The 17,321-nt window shown below is 73.0% G+C and carries 13 protein-coding genes; 11 read left to right on the top strand and 2 right to left on the bottom strand.

Translation table 11 applies throughout. The features are described 5' to 3' along the window. The first annotated feature begins 172 nt into the window (after nt 1–172). The 9 genes from FE256_RS09515 to FE256_RS09475 all read left to right on the top strand — a co-directional run bounded on the left by FE256_RS09515 (nt 173) and on the right by FE256_RS09475 (nt 12,480). A complete protein-coding gene (locus FE256_RS09515) occupies nt 173–2,455 on the top strand; it encodes a beta-glucosidase family protein (RefSeq protein WP_252370961.1) in 2,283 nt (760 codons plus the stop codon). After that, complete coding sequence (locus FE256_RS09510; RefSeq protein ID WP_138175045.1) at nt 2,452–3,585, top strand: serine hydrolase domain-containing protein; 1,134 nt, start codon at nt 2,452–2,454, stop codon at nt 3,583–3,585. Before FE256_RS09515 ends, FE256_RS09510 begins: the two co-directional genes overlap by 4 nt. Further along, nucleotides 3,582–5,096, top strand: a complete 1,515-nt coding sequence (locus FE256_RS09505; RefSeq protein WP_138175043.1) for a glycoside hydrolase family 43 protein — start codon at nt 3,582–3,584, stop codon at nt 5,094–5,096. The genes FE256_RS09510 and FE256_RS09505 overlap by 4 nt, the downstream gene beginning before the upstream one ends. Then, nucleotides 5,093–7,918 carry an alpha-L-rhamnosidase gene (locus FE256_RS09500; protein WP_138175041.1) on the top strand — a complete coding sequence of 942 codons (2,826 nt, stop codon included), beginning with the start codon at nt 5,093–5,095 and terminating at the stop codon, nt 7,916–7,918. Before FE256_RS09505 ends, FE256_RS09500 begins: the two co-directional genes overlap by 4 nt. A 19-nt stretch (nt 7,919–7,937) precedes the next feature. Beyond that, complete coding sequence (locus FE256_RS09495; RefSeq protein WP_138175039.1) at nt 7,938–9,725, top strand: DUF5605 domain-containing protein; 1,788 nt, start codon at nt 7,938–7,940, stop codon at nt 9,723–9,725. Between the two features lie 162 nt (nt 9,726–9,887). Beyond that, entirely contained in the window at nt 9,888–10,298 is a 411-nt protein-coding gene (locus FE256_RS09490) for a DUF4383 domain-containing protein (protein WP_138175038.1), read from the top strand. A gap of 2 nt (nt 10,299–10,300) precedes the next feature. Continuing rightward, complete coding sequence (locus tag FE256_RS09485; protein ID WP_138175036.1) at nt 10,301–10,831, top strand: hypothetical protein; 531 nt, start codon at nt 10,301–10,303, stop codon at nt 10,829–10,831. 123 nt (nt 10,832–10,954) lie between these two features. Continuing rightward, entirely contained in the window at nt 10,955–11,779 is an 825-nt protein-coding gene (locus FE256_RS09480; protein WP_394529752.1) for an oxygenase MpaB family protein, read from the top strand. A 143-nt stretch (nt 11,780–11,922) separates the two neighbouring features. After that, nucleotides 11,923–12,480 (top strand): DnaJ family domain-containing protein, encoded by a 558-nt coding sequence (locus FE256_RS09475; RefSeq protein WP_138175033.1) that lies wholly within the window; start codon nt 11,923–11,925, stop codon nt 12,478–12,480. Nucleotides 12,481–12,639: 159 nt separating this feature from the next. Here the strand turns inward: FE256_RS09475 and FE256_RS09470 are convergent, their stop codons facing one another. Then, a complete protein-coding gene (locus tag FE256_RS09470) occupies nt 12,640–13,470 on the bottom strand; it encodes an aldolase/citrate lyase family protein (RefSeq protein WP_138175031.1) in 831 nt (276 codons plus the stop codon). After that, nucleotides 13,467–14,921, bottom strand: a complete 1,455-nt coding sequence (locus FE256_RS09465; RefSeq protein WP_138175029.1) for a cation:dicarboxylate symporter family transporter — start codon at nt 14,919–14,921, stop codon at nt 13,467–13,469. Before FE256_RS09465 ends, FE256_RS09470 begins: the two co-directional genes overlap by 4 nt. A 133-nt stretch (nt 14,922–15,054) precedes the next feature. Between FE256_RS09465 and FE256_RS09460 the strand changes: the two genes are divergently transcribed. Together FE256_RS09460 and FE256_RS09455 are read left to right on the top strand one after the other, a co-directional pair. Then, nucleotides 15,055–16,659, top strand: a complete 1,605-nt coding sequence (locus tag FE256_RS09460) for a sensor histidine kinase (protein ID WP_138175027.1) — start codon at nt 15,055–15,057, stop codon at nt 16,657–16,659. Then, nucleotides 16,656–17,321: response regulator (locus tag FE256_RS09455; protein WP_138175025.1), on the top strand; the 666-nt coding region annotated here is incomplete at its 3' end. The genes FE256_RS09460 and FE256_RS09455, both read left to right, overlap by 4 nt.

Raw genomic sequence — 17,321 nt, 5'->3', positions numbered from 1 at the left:
GCACCACAGAGAAGAGGACAAGGATGTTCCGATGGAAGGCCACAGCAGCCCTCGCCGTCGCAGCGGCGTTGACACTGACCGGTTGCGCCGCGAATGACACCGGAAGGTCGCCCTCGTCCAGGGCGCCGACTTCTGGACGACCGTGCCGCTCCCCGAGATCGGGCTGCGTGCCATGACCCTGTCGGACGGGCCCGCCGGGGTCCGCGGCCCCCGGTGGGACGAGCGCGAGCCCTCGCTGAACATGCCGTCGGGGTCCGCGCTCGCGGCGTCGTGGGATGTCGAACTGGCCTACCGCTACGGCGCAGCCGCGGCCGCCGAGGCGCGCCGTAAGGGCGTCGACGTGGTGCTCGGCCCCACGATCAACCTGCACCGTTCCCCGCTCGGTGGACGCCATTTCGAGTGCTTCAGCGAGGACCCCGAGCTCTCGGCCGAGCTCGCGGCCGCCTACGTCCGCGGCCTCCAGGACAACGGCGTCGCGGCGACGCCGAAGCACTACGTCGCCAACGACTCCGAGACCGACCGCTTCACCGTCGACATCGACGTGGACGAGCGAGCGCTGCGCGAGCTGTACCTGGCGCCGTTCGAGCGCGCGGTCGAGGCCGGCGCGTGGTCGATCATGAGCTCGTACAACGCGGTCGACGGCGTGACGATGACCGAGAACGAGCTGCTCGAGACCCCGCTGAACTCGGAGTGGGGCTTCGATGGCGTCGTCATGAGCGACTGGACGGCCGTGCGTTCGCTGGCGGCGGCCACGGCGTCGCAGGACCTCGCGATGCCCGGGCCCGCGCCCGCGTGGGCCGATCTCGCCGCGGCCGTCCGCGACGGCCGCGTGCCCGAGGCGGACCTGGATCGCAAGGTCCTGCGCATGCTGCTCCTGGCCGAGCGCGTGGGCGCCCTCGGGGACTCGGTCGCTGTCGAGCCGACCCCCCTCGATGCCACGACCTTCGCCCGCGAATCGGCGGTCGCCGGCACGGTCCTATTGGCCAACGACGGCATCCTCCCCCTGGAGCCGGGCTCCGTCGCCTCCGTCGCCGTGATCGGGCAGAACGCCCGGGACGCGCGTACGCAGGGCGGCGGTAGCGCCACCGTCGTGCCCGAGCGGATCGTGTCGCCCCTCGAGGGTCTGCGGCACGCGTTCGGTGCCGAGCGCGTGTCGTACGAACTGGGCGCCGTGGTGCAGGAGGGAGTGGCCGAGATCCCGGTCTCGCAGCTGCGCAACCCCGCGACCGGGCAGCCCGGCGTGCGCGTGAGCTTCCTCGACGCGGACGGCCGCGAACTGTTCACCGAGGACCGACGGGCGACCGCCCTGGTGTGGTTCGGCGGCGACGCTCCGATCGCCCGATCGCGCGTCGTGGTCTTCGAGACCGTCTACACCCCCGAGTCCACGGGCGAGATCCAGCTCGGCTTCGCCGGCGCCAATCCCGGACGCCTCCTCGTCGACGGCGTCGTCGTTCTCGACGACGCCCCGGTGCTGGAGGGGACCGACCTGGGTGCGGCCTTCCTGAACCCGCCGTCCCTGACTGCCGCCGTGCGGGTGGAGGCCGGGCACGAGATCGTCGTCCGCGCCGAGTTCGACCGCTCCGACGACGGTGCGATCGCGGGAGCCATGTCCGTCACCCTCGGCATCGCCCCGGAGAAGACGGATGCCGACGCGCTCATCGCCCGCGCCGCCGCGTCCGCCGCGAACGCCGACGTCGCGGTCGTCGTGGTGGGCACCAACTCCCAGGTCGAGTCCGAGGGGTACGACCGCGTGTCCCTGGATCTGCCGGGACGTCAGGACGACCTCGTCCGCGCCGTCGCCGCCGCGAACCCGCGCACCGTCGTGATCGTCAACGCCGGATCACCGGTCGTCCTGCCGTGGGCCGCGGACGTCGCGGCCATCGTCCAGGGCTACTTCGGCGGCCAGGAGTTCGGCACGGCCCTCGCGGACGTCGTCACCGGCGCCGCCGAGCCCGGAGGCCGCCTCCCCACCACGTGGCCCGCGGCGCTCGAGGATGTGCCCGTCCTCGACGTGGCCCCGCAGGACGGCGTTCTCCGCTACAGCGAGGGCATCCACATCGGCTACCGCGCGTGGCTGCGCGCCGACGCCCGGCCCGCGTTCCCCTTCGGCCACGGCCTGGGCTACACGAGCTGGTCGTGGGACGCTGCCGCGCGCGACGACGAGGAGCTCGTCGTGACCCTCACCAACACCGGCGCGCGCGCGGGCGGCCAGGTCGTCCAGGTGTATGCCGAGCGCGCCGGCTCCGCCGTCGATCGACCTGCCCGCTGGCTCGTCGGGTTCGCCGCGGTGCGCGCGGACGCCGGCGAGACGGCGACGGTCCGCATCCCCCTCCCCGCCCGTCGCCTCGCGCACTGGGACGGCGGCTGGGAGGTCGAGCCCGGCTCGTACACGCTCCGCGTCGGCGGCTCGGTGGAGCATACGCCGCTCACCGAGAGCTGGGAGGTCGGCGCATGACCGCGGGTCTGCTGCACGGCCACGTCGATCCGCGTCTGGCGGCGGCGGGCGAGCGTCTGGCTGCCGCGCTGGCGGCCGACCCGGAGCTGTCGTTCCAGGCGGCGGCGTTCCACCACGGCGCACCCGTCCTCGATGTGTGGGGCGGAGCGCACCTCGGCGAGGACAGCGTCATCGTGCCCTACTCGGTGTCGAAGAACACGATCGGCATCACCGTCGGTGTGCTCGTCGAGCGCGGACTCCTCGACCTCGATGCGCCTGTGGCCTCGTACTGGCCGGAGTTCGCCGCGGCGGGCAAGGCCGCCGTGACGGTGCGTCAGCTGCTGTCGCACCAGGCGGGCCTCGCGCAGGCGACGCCCGCGCTGGACTTCGTGGACTTGCTCGACCAGCCGGTCGCGGCCGAACGCCTCGCGGCGAGCGTGCCGTTCTGGCATCCGGGAAGCGCGTTCGGGTACCACGCCACGACGATCGGCACGCTCGGTGCCGAGCTCGTGCAGCGCGTCACCGGACGGACGATGCACGCGTTCTACGAGGAGGAGATCCGCGCTCCTCACGGCATCGATTTCTTCCTCGGCCTCCCGGCGGACCAGGAGTCGCGGCGCGTGGACGTGCTGCCGATGATCCCGCCCGCGGCGGGACCCGGCGAGCGCACCGTCACGCCGCTGGGCGCGCTCGTGTTCGACCCCGGCCACTCCCGCGTCGACATGGCCAACGACCGGCGGAGCTGGGGCTACGGCCACCCCGCCACCTCGGCGACCGGGAGCGCCCGCGGCATCGCTCGGATGCTGGCCGCCGCGGTCACCGGTGTCGACGGGCGGGCACCGTTCCTCTCGGCCGAGACGGTCGCGACGATCGGTCAGCAGCAGGTGCGCGGGTTCGACGAGGTGCTCGGTCAGCACGACCGCGCCCACGCGATCGTGTTCCAGAAGCCCTCGGCCGCGATGCCCTTCGGCGGACCGCGGGCCTTCGGGCACGACGGCGCGGCGGGGGCGTTCGCGTGCGTCGACCCCGACACGGGCGTGGCTTTCGCCTGGACGATCGCGCGCGGCGCGTGGCCCGGCGGCGGAGATCCGCGCGCCATCGCCCTGGCGGCCGAGATCGGTCGCGTCCTCGACACGGAGACCGCAGCATGACCGACTACCCCAATCCTCTCCTCGCCGGTTTCCACCCCGACCCCTCGGCGGTGCGCGTCGGCGACACCTGGTACCTGGCCACCTCGACGTTCGAGTACCTGCCCGGCATCCCGATCCACCGTTCGACCGATTTCGTCACGTGGGAGCTCATCGGTCACGTCGCGACGCGCCCGAGTCAGCTCGGCGTCGAGGAGGTGCGCACCGCGGGCGGCGCGTGGGCACCGACCCTGCGGCACCGCGACGGAGTGTTCCACCTGGTCGTGACGGATGCCATGGGTCGGGGCATGCTCCACTTCACGGCGACCGATCCGGCCGGGCCGTGGAGCGACGGCGACCTGATCGTCGACCGGGACGGCCGTGCGTCGCTCGACGGCATCGACCCGGACATCGCGTGGGATGCCGACGGCACCGTCATCGTGACCTACTCCGGTCTGGTGCTCGGCGGCCCGGATGCCGGTCGCCATCTCGGCATCCTGCAGGCGCGCGTCGACCTGGACACGCACCGCGCGCTCGAGGAGCCGCGGTCGCTGTGGTCGGGCACCGGGGGCCAGTTCCCCGAGGCACCGCACCTGTACGAGATCGACGGCCGCTGGTATCTGCTCATCGCCGAGGGCGGCACCGAGCGCGGGCACGGCGTCTCGATCGCCCGCGCCGACCGCCCCGAGGGACCGTTCGAGACGGGACCGGCCAACCCGCTCGTCTCGGCACGTTCCACGATCCGTCCGGTCCAGAACACCGGACACGGCGATCTCGTCATCGGTCCCGACGGCGAGTGGCTGTGCGTCCTGCTGGGGGTCCGTCCGCGCAGCATGACGCGGGCGTTCTCGGCCCTCGGACGCGAGACGTTCGTCACGCCCGTGCGCTGGCACGAGGACGGGTGGCCGACGATGGAGCCGGTGGCGCTGAACCCGCGCCCCGGCACGCGCGCGGAGGTGGCCTTCGCCCCGGACGCGCCGCTGGACGGCGAGTGGATCACGCCCCGGCGTCTGCCCACCGAGCTCGCAGACCTGACCTCCCGGCCGGGGTGGCTCGTCCTCCGCTCCGACGGATCGACGCTCGACGACCCGCGCCCCGTGTTCGTCGGCCGCCGACAGGAGCACTTGACCCAGACCACGTCGGTCGCCGTCGACTGCACCGCGGGCGTGGGCGGTCTCGCCTGCCGCTACGACGAGAACTTCCACGTCGAGATCGAAGCGGGAGCCGGGCGCCTGGTGGCGCGCGCGACGGTCGCCGGTCTCGTGCAGGAGTGGGACGCCCCGATCGATGCGGACGTCGTGACCCTGCGCATCTCGTCGGAGCGTCCCCTCTCCGAGGGAGGGTTCGCGCGCACCAGCGACGTCTTCCGCCTCGCCGCCGAGGTCGACGGGCGGCGCATCGAGCTCGCCGAGGTCGACGGGCGATTCCTCTCGTCCGAGACGGCCGAGTCCTTCACGGGCCGCGTCATGGGCGTGTACGTCCGGGCCGGACGTGTGGATGCCACGAGCTGGATCTCCGAAGGGCACGACGAGTGAGCGTCACCGAGGTGATCGTGCGGGCCGAGCTGCGGGAGGACACCCCCTTCGTCGCGACGGCCCGGCCCCGACTGTCGTGGCGCGTGCAGACGGAGACACGGGACTGGCGGCAGGCCGGGGCGGAAATGACCGACGGGAGGGACACCGTCACGCTGGACGGCGACGCGTCCGTCCTCGTGGCGTGGCCGTTCGCCCCCCTGGCGCCCGGCGAGGTCCGGTCGGTGCGGGTGCGCGTGACCGACACCGCGGGCAGCGCGAGCGACTGGAGCGCCCCGCTCGAGGTGGCCGCAGGATTCCTCGGCGAGGGCGAATGGGTGGCCGAGCCGATCGGTCTCGCCTCGCCCGAGGCCGAAGCCCAGCCCGCGCTCGTGCGCACCGTGTTCCACCTCGACCGCCCCGTGCGCCGCGCGCTGCTGTTCTGGACGGCGCTCGGCGTCGCCGAACCCGAGGTCAACGGCTCCCCGGTGAGCGACGACGTCCTCTCCCCCGGCTGGACGGCGTACCGCGACCGCCTCGTCCACGAGACGGTCGACGTGACCGCGCACCTCACCCCGGGCGAGAACGTCCTGGGGGCGGCGATCGCGGGGGCCTGGTACACCGAGAAGTACGGCTTCTTCGTCTTCACGGATCGCGTGTACGGCGACCAGCCGGCGTTCCTGGCCCAGCTGCGCGTGACCTACGACGACGGCACCACCGAGACCCTCGCCGCGACGGGACCCGGGTGGGAGGCCTCGACCGGAGGGGCCGTCCGGGCGAGCGGCATCTACGCCGGCGAGCATCAGGACCTGCGCCGCGCCGGCGAGACCGCGACGACGCCGGCTGACGGCGTGACCTGGATGCCGGCCCGGATCGGGGCCGTCGCCCGCCCCGGCTACGCGTCGGTACCCGTGCCCGAGGCCCGCATCGCTCCTCCCGTGCGCCGCATCGAGTCCTTGCCCGTGACCGCGCGCCTGCGGACGCCCTCGGGCGGTACCGTCCTCGACTTCGGGCAGAACCTCGTCGGACGCCTGCGCGTGCGCGTGCGCGGAGCTGCCGGCACGCGCGTGAGCATCCGGCACGCCGAAGTGCTCGACGACGGCGAGCTGGCGCTCCGCCCGTTGCGCAACGCCCGGGCCGAGGCATCCTTCGACCTCTCCGGCGACGAGGACGTGCTCGAGAGCCGCTTCACGTTCTACGGCTTCCGGTATGCGCAGATCGAGGGCGTCGAGGTCGCCGACGACGACGTCGAGGCCGCCGTCCTGCACAGCGACCTGGTGCGGACGGGGTGGTTCTCGTCCTCGCACGGGCTCCTGGACCGTCTGCACGAGAACGTCGTGTGGGGCATGCGGGGGAACTTCCTGTCGATCCCGACCGACTGCCCCCAGCGCGACGAGCGCCTGGGCTGGACGGGCGACCTGCAGGTCTTCGCACCCACAGCGAGTTTCCTGTACGACAGCGACGGGTTCCTCACGTCGTGGCTGCGCGACCTCGCCCACGAACAGGAGCGCCAGGACGGCGTCGTCCCCGTCGTCATCCCGGCCGCCCTCCCGTCCTTCGCGGGAGGTGGCCCCGTCGCCGCCTGGGGAGACGCGGCCACGGTCGTGCCGGGCGTCCTGCACGAGAGGTTCGGCGACCGCGAGGTGCTCGCCGCCCAATACCCGAGCATGCGCGCCTGGGTCGAGGCCGTCCGCCGCGACGCCGGGGAGAGCGGCTTGTGGGCCGGACGCATGCAGCTCGGCGACTGGCTCGATGCGTCGGCTCCACCGGACAAACCGGGACGGGCGAAGGTCGACGCCGACATCGTCGCGACGGCCTCCTTCGCCCGCTCGCTGCGGCTCGTCGCCGAGGCCGCCGAGATCCTCGGGCGCGACGAGGATGCCGCCCTCTACGGCGACCTGGCCGAACGCAGCCGCCGAGCCTTCGTGTCCGAGTACGTCACCCCCGCCGGGCGCATGATGAGCGACGCCCCCACGGCGTACGCGCTCGCCCTGCGGTTCGACCTCGTCCGCGACGTGCCGACGCGTCGCGCGCTGGCCGACCGCCTCGCCGCGCTCGTGCGCGAGGGCGGGTACCGCATCGGCACCGGCTTCGTGGGCACTCCGCTCGTCACGGACGCCCTGAGCGACGGCGGCCACCTCGCCGCGGCGGAGCGTCTGCTGCTGCAGACCGAGTGCCCGTCCTGGCTCTACCCGGTGACGATGGGGGCGACGACGGTGTGGGAGCGCTGGGACAGCCTGCTGCCGGACGGCTCGGTGAACCCGGGCGAGATGACGTCGTTCAACCACTACGCGCTGGGCGCGGTCGCCGACTGGCTGCACCGGACCGTCGCCGGCCTCGCGCCGGCGGCACCGGGGTACCGCCGCCTGCGGATCGCCCCGCGTCCTCTCGCGGCGTTGGACCACGCCTCGGCACGACACGAGACGCCGTACGGCGCGGCCGAGGTCGCCTGGCGACGCGAGGGGAGCGTCGTCCGGGTCACCGCCGTGGTGCCCCCGAACACGACCGCCGACGTCGATCTCCCCGGCATCCCGAACGACGGCCAGGCGTTGCCTGCGACGGTGGGATCCGGCGCGCACGAGTGGACCGTCGTGCTGCCGGCGGCATCCCCTCGTCCCCCGCTCCCGGGGCTGGAAGCGTCGCTCGCGGACGTCATGGACGACCCGCGCGCGTACGCGGCGCTCCTCGAGGCGCTGAGCGAGGCCGCCCCCGAGCGGGTCGACACCGTCCGCGGCGAAACCGTCTGGGGAGCGGGCCGGCCGCTCTCCAGCGCCCTGATGTTCACTCCCCTCGACGTGCTCGCCCGGGTGGATCGCGCCGTCCGCGACGCCACCGGCGCCGTCTGACCCGGAATCGAGGACCCTGATGTTCGACCGCCGCTCTCTCTTCGGCGATGCCCTCGACCACCCCGGCGCCCGGGCCGTGCTCGAGCGCTTCCTGCCCGGCGTCGCCGCGTCCCCCATGGCGACGCAGTTCCGCGGCGGCCGCCTCGGCCAGCTCATCGCGATCGTGCCGAGCCTGCAGGACCCGGAGCATCGGGCGGCGTTCTGGGAGGCGCTCGCCGAGATCGGTGACGGCGACGTGCGCCCGCCGCACGCGCCGGCGATCGAGCCCTCGGCCACCTATGAGGGCGCCGAGGTCGCCCGCGCCTCCGCACGCGTGCGGCCGACCTCGGCTACGACGCAGTGGGGCGTCATCGAGGTCCGCGTCGACGGCCCCTCGCACGGCAACCCCTTCGTCGACGTCGACGCCCACGCGACCTTCCGCCGCCCCGACGGCTCCACCGCGCGCGTCGGCGGGTTCTACGACGGCGACGGCGAGTGGGTCTTCCGGGCGCTGGCGGATGCCGAGGGCGAATGGACCTTCGAGACGGATGCCACGACCCGGTCCCTCGACGGACTGACCGGATCGGCCCACGTGGGGGCGGCGGCATCCGGAGCCCACGGTCCGGTCCGGGTCGACGGCTTCCACTTCCGGCACGCGGACGGCACGCGGCACCGCCCGCTCGGAACCACCGCGTACGCGTGGACCCACCAGCCCGACGACCTGCAGGAGCAGACGCTCGCCACGCTCACGGACGGACCGTTCCGCAAGCTCCGCATGTGCGTGTTCCCGAAGTCGTACCTGTTCAACGCCAACGAGCCCGAGGACTTCGTCTTCCCGGGGTCGCTGGCGGACGGCTTCGATCTCGAGCGCTTCGACCCCGCGCACTTCCGTCGACTCGAACGGCGCATCGCCCAGCTCGCCGAGCGGGGCATCGAGGCCGACCTGATCCTGTTCCACGCCTACGACCGCTGGGGATTCGCCGATCTCGGACCCGCCGTCGACGACCGCTACGTGCGCTACGTCGTCCGGCGACTGGCCGCGTTCTCGAACGTGTGGTGGTCGCTGGCCAACGAGTACGACCTGGTGTGGGGGAAGGACGAGGACGACTGGGAGCGCATCGCCGCGATCGTCGGCGAAGAGGATCCGTTCGCCCACTTGATCTCGATCCACAACTGCCGCCCGTTCTACGACTACTCCCGGGCGTGGATCACTCACGCCAGCGTGCAGCGCGTCGACGTGTACCGCACCGCGGAGAACACCGACGAGTGGCGCGAGCAGTGGGGGAAGCCGGTCGTCATCGACGAGTGCGCCTACGAGGGCGACATCGACCAGGGGTGGGGCAACATCACCGGCGAGGAGATGACGCGCCGGTTCTGGGAAGGGGCCGTACGCGGCGGATACGTCGGTCACGGCGAGACCTACCTGCCCGCGCCCGCCGGTGAGGCAATCATGCCCGCGGCGGCGGGCGACGACGACGAGGTGCTGTGGTGGGCCAAGGGCGGCGTGCTGCACGGCTCGTCCCCCGACCGCATCGGCTTCCTCGAGCGTGTCCTCGCCGACGTCCCCGGGGGCGTGCTGGACCCCGCCCCCTCGGACTGGGACGTGCCCTGGGCGCAGTCGGAGGACGGCTCGGTGCGCGTGGCCTACTTCGGCTTCAACAGACCGCGCTTCCGCACCGTGCTCCTCGGCGAGGGCGAGTGGAAGGTCGAGGTCGTCGACACCTGGAACATGACGGTCGAGGCGGTACCCGGCACACACCGGGGTACCGTGCGCGTCGACCTGCCGGGACGGCAGTTCCTCGCGCTGCGGGTGACGCGGATCGCCTGACCGGGCCGGGCGCGGGCCGATCAGGACGCAGGCAGCGCCGCGCGGACGCCCCAATACCTGATCGCTGCGGATGCCGCAAAGCCCAATCCGAATCTCCCATCGTCTCCGAAGATGTGGGGATGGCGGCCGAGTGGTCGCTGCAAGAACTCTGGGAGGTTCATCATGAGCTCGTCACCGAACCGCATCGTCGCCACCGTCTTCGGCGCCGTCTATCTGCTCGTCGGTCTGCTCGGCTTCGCCGTGACCGGCGGCGTCGGCTTCATCGCCACCGAGGGTGGCCTGCTGCTCGGCATCTTCGAGGTGAACCCGCTGCACAACATCGCGCACCTCCTGATCGGTGCCGCGCTGCTGGTCGCCGGTCTCGCGAACGCGCGCGCCGCCAAGGGCGTCAACACCACCGTCGGCGCCGTGTACCTGCTGCTGGGCATCATCGGCTTCTTCCTGGTGGGCACCGCCGCCAACATCCTCGCGCTGAACACGGCCGACCACTTCCTGCACCTCGCCAGCGCGGTCGTGCTGTTGGGTGTCGGCCTCGGCACCGAGCGCAACGTCCCCCGCACCGCGGCGGTCTGATCGTGAACGCTGCGACCTTCGTCCGGTCGTGGCCCTCCGTGTCCGCATGGGGGGCCGGGCTCATCGTGGCCTCCCTCGGTGCGGGCGCGATCGTCGGGCCCGGCTCCGGGGTCGCCTCGCGCGGCCTCGGAGCGGGGTTGGTCGTCCTGGGTGTGGCCTCGCTCGTCTGGGGCGGCGCCGTCCTGGCCTTGGGGCGACTCGTCGCGCCCCGGGCCACCCTCGCGGGAGTGCTGATCGCGCTGGTCGCCACGTCCGCCCTGATGTTCGTCCTCCCCGCGCACACGAGCGTGCTCGCCGTCGCTGCGGCCATGCTTCTGCTGGTCGTCGTCGGGGGCGCCGCTGCGGTGCACCTGCGCCGACGGGGCCGCTCCGGGGACTCCCCGCGTACCGCGCAGCCGATGAGCGTCGTCGGTCTTCTCGTGGCCGCCTCGGTCATCGCGGTGGTCGTCACCCCCGCCCTGGGCTCCGCGCAGAACGCGGTGCTGCTGCGCGACGACGGATCGGTCCCCGTCATCAGCCACGAGAGTCACTGATCCGGCCCCACCCCTCCCGCGCGATGGCACGCTGGAGGGGTGACGCCTCCTCCCCCGGTCCCGCCGCACGTCGCCCGATTGCGCGCGCGGCTCCTCACCGCTCTCGCGGGTGACCCGACCGGGATGGCCCCGTACGTCCGCGCGATCGCCGAGGGCGACGACGCGGGGTACTTCGTCGAGAACGGTCCTGCGTGGACCGTTCATGCCGGGATGGGGACCCTGGTGGCCGGCATCCGGGCTCTGCTGCTCCAGGCCCTGCACCCCGGGGCTCTGGCCGGGGTCCACGACTTCTCGCGCTACCGCGAGGATCCCATCGGCCGCCTCACCGGCACCGTGCGCTGGGTCATCACGCTCACGTACGGATCGACCACCCAAGCGGATGCCGAGACCGCCCGCGTCGGGCGTTTCCACCGACGCGTCCAGGGCACGTACGTCGCCGGCGACGGCGGGGAGCGCGGCTACACCGCCGAAGACCGCGACCTCGTGCGCTGGGTGCACCTGGCCTTCACCGACGCGTTCCTGTCGAGCCACCAGGCCTACGGCGGGACGATCCCCGGGGGCCCGGATGCCTACGTCGCCGACTGGGCCACGGCCGGTCGCCTCATGCGCATCCCCGATCCCCCGCTCACCGAGGCCGCGCTGCGCGGCGAACTCGACGGGTTCCTCGACCGCGGCGAGCTCCGCCGCGACGAGCGGGTCGACGACGTCGTGCGGTTCTTGAAGAAACCGCCGTTCACGGGCGTCATGGGCATCGCCTACCGCGTGCTCTTCGCGGCGGCCGTGGCGACGATCCCCCCGCGCCTGCGGCGGATGCTGGGCGTGCGCCGGTCGTGGCTGCCGGTGAAGACCGCGACCCGGCTCATCCTGCGGGTCACCGAGCGCGCGCTCGGCTCAGGCCCGCGCGCCCAGGACATGGCCCGGCTCCGGCTGCGGCGGCTCGGGCTGTAGCCGCTCGGGCTGTAGCCGCCCCCGCACCCGGCACAACTCCTGCACACACGCACGCCGCCACGGCATCCCCCTCCCGCGGATACGCCCTGCCGGAGTTGTGGGCGTCGTAGCCTGGAGGAACCCGAGCACACCGCGGAGGCAGCATGAGCGACGACCCGAGGCAGGCGGCGGAACGCTACCGCCTGGACCGGCGGCTGAGGGATGCCGGGATCGAACCGGAGCCCGAGGATGCCGCTCCCCCACGCGGCTCGACCACCGCTGAGCGGGCGGCCTACGTCGAGACCGCAATTCAGCAGGCGATCCGCCGCGGCGACTTCGACGACCTACCCGGGGCCGGCAAGCCGCTCCCCGATCTCGGTGGCAGCCACGATCCGGACTGGTGGATCCGCCGCAAGATCGAGACCGAGAAACTCAGCGGTCTCGGGCCGCCCGCCTTGACGCTGCGGGTCGAGCACACCGAGCTCGCCACGCGCATGGACGCGCTGTCTCGCGAGGATGACGTGCGCGAGGCGCTCGAGGACTTCAACCGCCGCGTCATCGATGCGCGGAGGCAGCTCCTCGGCGGGCCGCCCGTAGTGACCCCGACCGTCGACGTCGAGGCCGAAGTGGCCGCGTGGGCCGAACGCCGTCGCCGGCGCCTCGCCGCGACACCGGCCGCTCCGCTCGCGCGGCGGCGGCGTGGATGGTTCCGGTCGCGTTGACCGCGGGCCCGCAGCGCCGCCAGATCACGTGAACTCGCCGAGGTCACAGGTCATGGCGCTCCACAGCGGGTCACCTCGATCAGATCACGTGATCTGGGCGCCACGGTGGCGCCACGGTGGTGCCACGGTGGCGCCGCACAGCCCGGACCGGCGTCGGCGTCAGAGCGCGGCCAGGGCCTCGGCGCGGGCCACGAGCGCGCGGGCGCGGGCCCGGGCAGGGGCGTACGACCCGTCGACCGGGCCGTCGGGCGTCGCCGAGAGCAAGGTCCGGGCCGCGGCGACCTCGTCGGGCGACGGCGTGAAGCCGACGTGGGCGCCGGGGATCGCGGCATCCCGCAGCGCCAGCGTCCCGGTGAAGCCCATCGCGGCGGCGTGGGCCGCGGCATCCTGGGCCTGCTCGCCCGCGCCGCACGGACCGTCGATCGGCCCGGCGATCCCGGCCGCCGCCGACGCGACGACCAGCTGCGCGCGCGGCCACGACAGCGCGAGGCGGTCGGCGGCCATGCCGGTGTCGCGGCGGAAGTCGCCGGTGCCGAACGCGAGGCGCCGCGTCGCGGGGTGGGCGGCGATCGCCGGGGCCGAGAGCAGCGCCGCGGCCGACTCGATCATCGCGACGATCGGTACCCCCGAGGGAAGGGATGCCGCGACGTGCGCGACGTCGGCCGGACCCGCGCACATCGCCAGCACGACGCCCGCGAGACGATCGTCGAGGTCCCGGCCCAGCGCGAGATCGGCCTCGCCGTCGGGAGTTCCGGCAGCGCTGATGCGCAGCCACACCGGCGCCGCCTCGGCCGCGTGGCGGGCACGGTCGCGCCCCTCGGCCTTGCGGCCCGCGGGCAGACCGTCCTCGAGGTCGAGGACACGCACGTCGGCCGCGGTCCCGCCGTCCGCCGCGAGCGGCGAGCGCAGCAGCCACGTCCGCGCGAGGTCGACGCGCGCGGAGGCGGAGGCGGCCGAAGCCGTCCCCGCCCCCAGGTGCGCAAGGCTCACGAGCGACCCCGCGCCGCAGCCGCCGCCTCGGCCTCCGCCTGGGCGCGGAAGGCGTCCAGGGCACGGGTGTCGACCGGGGCGGGCCCGGTGCCGGCCTCCGCCGACGCCTCTTCCTTGGCATCCGCCGCGGGGGTGGCCGAGTGGTCGTGACCGGTGAGGAGCGCCTCGTCGAACGGCATCCGGCCCGAGAGCACCTCACGCACGCGCTCGCCGTCGTACTGCTTGGTCCAGACGCCGATGAGCATCGTGGCGACCGCGTTGCCGGTGAAGTTGGTGACCGCGCGGGCCTCGGACATGAACCGGTCGATGCCGACGATCACGCCGACGCCGTTGACCAGGTCGGGGCGGTAGGCCGAGAGACCGCCGGCCAGGGTGGCGAGGCCGGCGCCGGTCACCCCGGCGGCGCCCTTGGACGCGATGATCATGAAGACCATGAGCCCGATCTGCTCGCCGATCGACATGGGTGCGCCCATCGCCGAGGCGATGAACAGCGACGCCATCGTGAGGTAGATCGCCGTGCCGTCGAGGTTGAACGAGTACCCCGTGGGCACGGTGATGCCCACGACGGGCTTCGAGACGCCGAGGTGCTCCATCTTGGCGATGAGGCGGGGCAGCGCGGCCTCGGACGACGAGGTGCCGACGATCAGCAGGTACTCGCGGCCCAGGTACTTCATGAGCGCGAAGATGTTGACCCGCGTGACGACGTAGAGCAGCACACCCAGGACGAGCGTGATGAACAGGAAGCACGTCAGGTAGAACGCCCCCATCAGGATGCCGAGACTGATCACGGCCTGGAACCCGGTCTTGCCGACGACCGCGGCGATCGCGCCGAACGCACCGATGGGCGCGAGCCACAGGATCATGCCCAGGATGCGGAAGACCAGCGCCTGGAAGTTGCGGATGCCCTCGACCATGCGCGCCCCGCGCTCGCCCATACCCTGCAGCGCGAAGCCGACGAGCAGGGCGATGAACAGCACCTGCAGGATGCTGCCGCCGGTGAACGCCGAGAAGAACGTCGTCGGAATGATGCCCAGGATGAACTCCTGCGTCGTGGTGGCCTCGGGGGCCGCCTCGTACGTGGCACCGGCGATGTTCAGGCCCTCGCCGGGGTGGATGATGTTGCCGACGACGAGGCCGATGACCAGCGCGAACGACGACATGACGAGGAAGTAGAGCATCGCCAGTCCGCCGATCTTGCCGACGGTCGACGCCTTCGCGATGGAGCCGATGCCGACGACGATCGTGCAGAAGATCACCGGCGCGATCATCATCTTGATGAGGTTGACGAAGCCCTTGCCGAGGGGCTCGAGGCCCGTCGCGAACTGCGGGGCGGTGAGTCCCACCACGATGCCCGCGACGACGGCGAGGATGACCGCGATGTAGAGCCAGTGGTTGCGGTCGATCTTCTTACGCGGACGACCGTCGCGCGTGGTGCGGAGTGAGAGAGACATCGGCGACTTCCCCTTTTCCTAACGTCTTCGTTGAGTCCGGCGGGGTCGCCGGCGACGTGACGACTCTGCGGGAGCGCCGACCCCGGGCCGAGTTGTGGTCGTATTGTTCACGGCAGACCGGAAAGGGCACGGCGTGCGATTGAGCGTGGGCGGACGGCTGGCGATGGTGTCGCTGGGCGTCGTCGTGCTGGTCGCGGGCGTCCTGGCGGCGCTCATGTCGGTCCAGCTGTCGGACTCCGGTCAGCGGCAGGCCGAGCAAGTGACGCGCTCCGTGGCCGAGACCCTCGCGCACGAACCGGAGGTCGCCGCGCTGGTGCGCGAGCGGGACTCGGACACGCTGCAGCCGATGGTCGAGGCGATCCTGTCGGACGCCGACCTGTCGTTCGTGACGATCATGACGCCCGACGGCATCCGGTTGACCCACCGCAATCGCTCCGAGATCGGCGAACCGTACCTGGGCTCGCGCGAGGAGGCGCTCGCGGGAAGCACGCACACCGAGGTGTACGGCGGCACCCTGGGCCCCTCGGTCCGCACGATCGCGCCGATCCGCGCGGACGGCGCTGACGAGGGCGAGATCGTCGGCCTCGTCTCGGTCGGGGTCACCCTGGGCGCGGTGCAGGCCGACCTCGCCGCACGCGTGCCGCTGATCGTCACCGCCGCGGCCGGAATCGTGGGGATCGGCATCCTCGGTGCGCTCTACGTCCGTCGCAGCGCCCGCCGTGTCACCGGCTCGTACACGCCCCGCGAACTCGCGCGGCTCGTCGAGAGCTACGAGACCGTCCTGCACTCGCTGCGCGAGGGGCTCGTCGTCACCGACCACGAGGGCCGGATCGTGCTGTACAACGACGAGGCGGCCGACCTGCTGGGCCTTCCCCCCGCCACGACGGGGCAAGTGAGCCTGGACCCGCGGGAGATCGACATGGATGCCGCCCTCGCCGAGGCACTCGTGAGCGGCCGCCGCATGGTCGAGGAGACGGTCGTCACGGGCGACCGCGTGCTGCTGATCAACCAGGAGGAGGCGCGCGACCTGACCGGCCGCCGCGCTCCCGAGCGCGGTCGGGTCATGACCCTGCGCGACCGCTCCGAGCTGCAGGCGCTGCTCGGCGAGCTCGAGGGCGTGCGCACGCTGAGCGACACCCTGCGGTCGCAGACGCACGAGCACGGCAACCGTCTGCACGCGCTGCTGGCGTTGCTCGAGCTCGGTCGCATCGATGACGCGCGCCGGCTCATCGCGGCCTCCACCGAGGATCGGCAGGCGCTCGCCGACCGCCTGGTGGCGGGCAACGACGGCGCCGTCGTGGTCGCGCTGCTGCTCGGCAAGCTCGACGAGGCCGCCGAACGCGGCGTCGCCCTCGACCTCGACGTCGATGAGCCCACGCCCGCGCTGCCCCTCGCCCCGGCCGAGGCGGTGACGATGGTCGGCAACCTCGTGGACAATGCGATGGATGCCGCGGCCGCCGGCGCGGATCCGCGGTGGGTGCGCGCTTCCCTGACGCGAAGGGCTGCCGACGTCGTGATCGAGGTGAGCGACAGCGGGACGGGCTTCGACCCCCGTCTGGCGGACCCGTTCGCGTTCGGTGCGTCGACCAAGGATGCCGCGGCGCCGGGCGGCCGCGGGGTGGGACTCGCCCTCGTGCGCGACATCGTCGCGGCCCACGGCGGCACCCTCCGCGTCACCGCCGATCCCACGACCGTGCGGGTGCTGCTCCCAGCTCCCGTCGAGGCGGTGACCGCGTGATCCGCGTGCTGATCGTCGACGACGATGCCCTCGCCCTCGAACTGCACTCCGCCTACGTCGAGCGGCTGCCGGGGTTCGCGGTAGCGGGCCAGGCCGCGGGCGCTCGCGCGGCGCTGACCGCGATCGCCGACCCCCACCGCCCCATCGACCTCGTGCTGCTGGACATGACGATGCCGGACGGCGGCGGGCTCGACGTCGCCCGGCGCGTGCGCGCGATGGGCGCGGGCGTCGACATCATCGCGGTGACGGCGGTCCGGGATGCCGCGACCGTCCGCGCCGCGGTGTCGACCGGCGTCGTGCAGTACCTCATCAAGCCGTTCACGTTCGCCGCCTTCCGCGAGCGACTCGAGGCCTACCGCGCCTACGTCGAGGGGCTCGACCGCGCCGCCGGCGAAGCGACCCAGTCCGAGGTCGACGCCCTGCTGGGGACGCTCCGCACCGTCGCGCCGACGCTTCCGAAAGGCCTGAGCGACGAGACGCTGCAGGCCGTCGCCGAGCGTGTCCGCACCGCCGCTGCGGCGGTGTCCTCGACCGAGGTCGGCGAGCGCGAGGGCATGTCGCGTGTGACCGCACGCCGCTACCTCGAGCACTTGGCCGACGTGGGCCGCGTGCGCCGCGAACCTCGCTACGGCGGCCCCGGCCGCCCCGAGATCACGTACGCC

It is taken from the genome of Microbacterium sp. 5K110 (assembly GCF_005774735.1).
Taxonomy (GTDB): domain Bacteria; phylum Actinomycetota; class Actinomycetes; order Actinomycetales; family Microbacteriaceae; genus Microbacterium.
The sequence above is the reverse complement of the archived record's forward strand: the minus strand, read 5'-3'. Positions and strand labels throughout refer to the sequence as shown.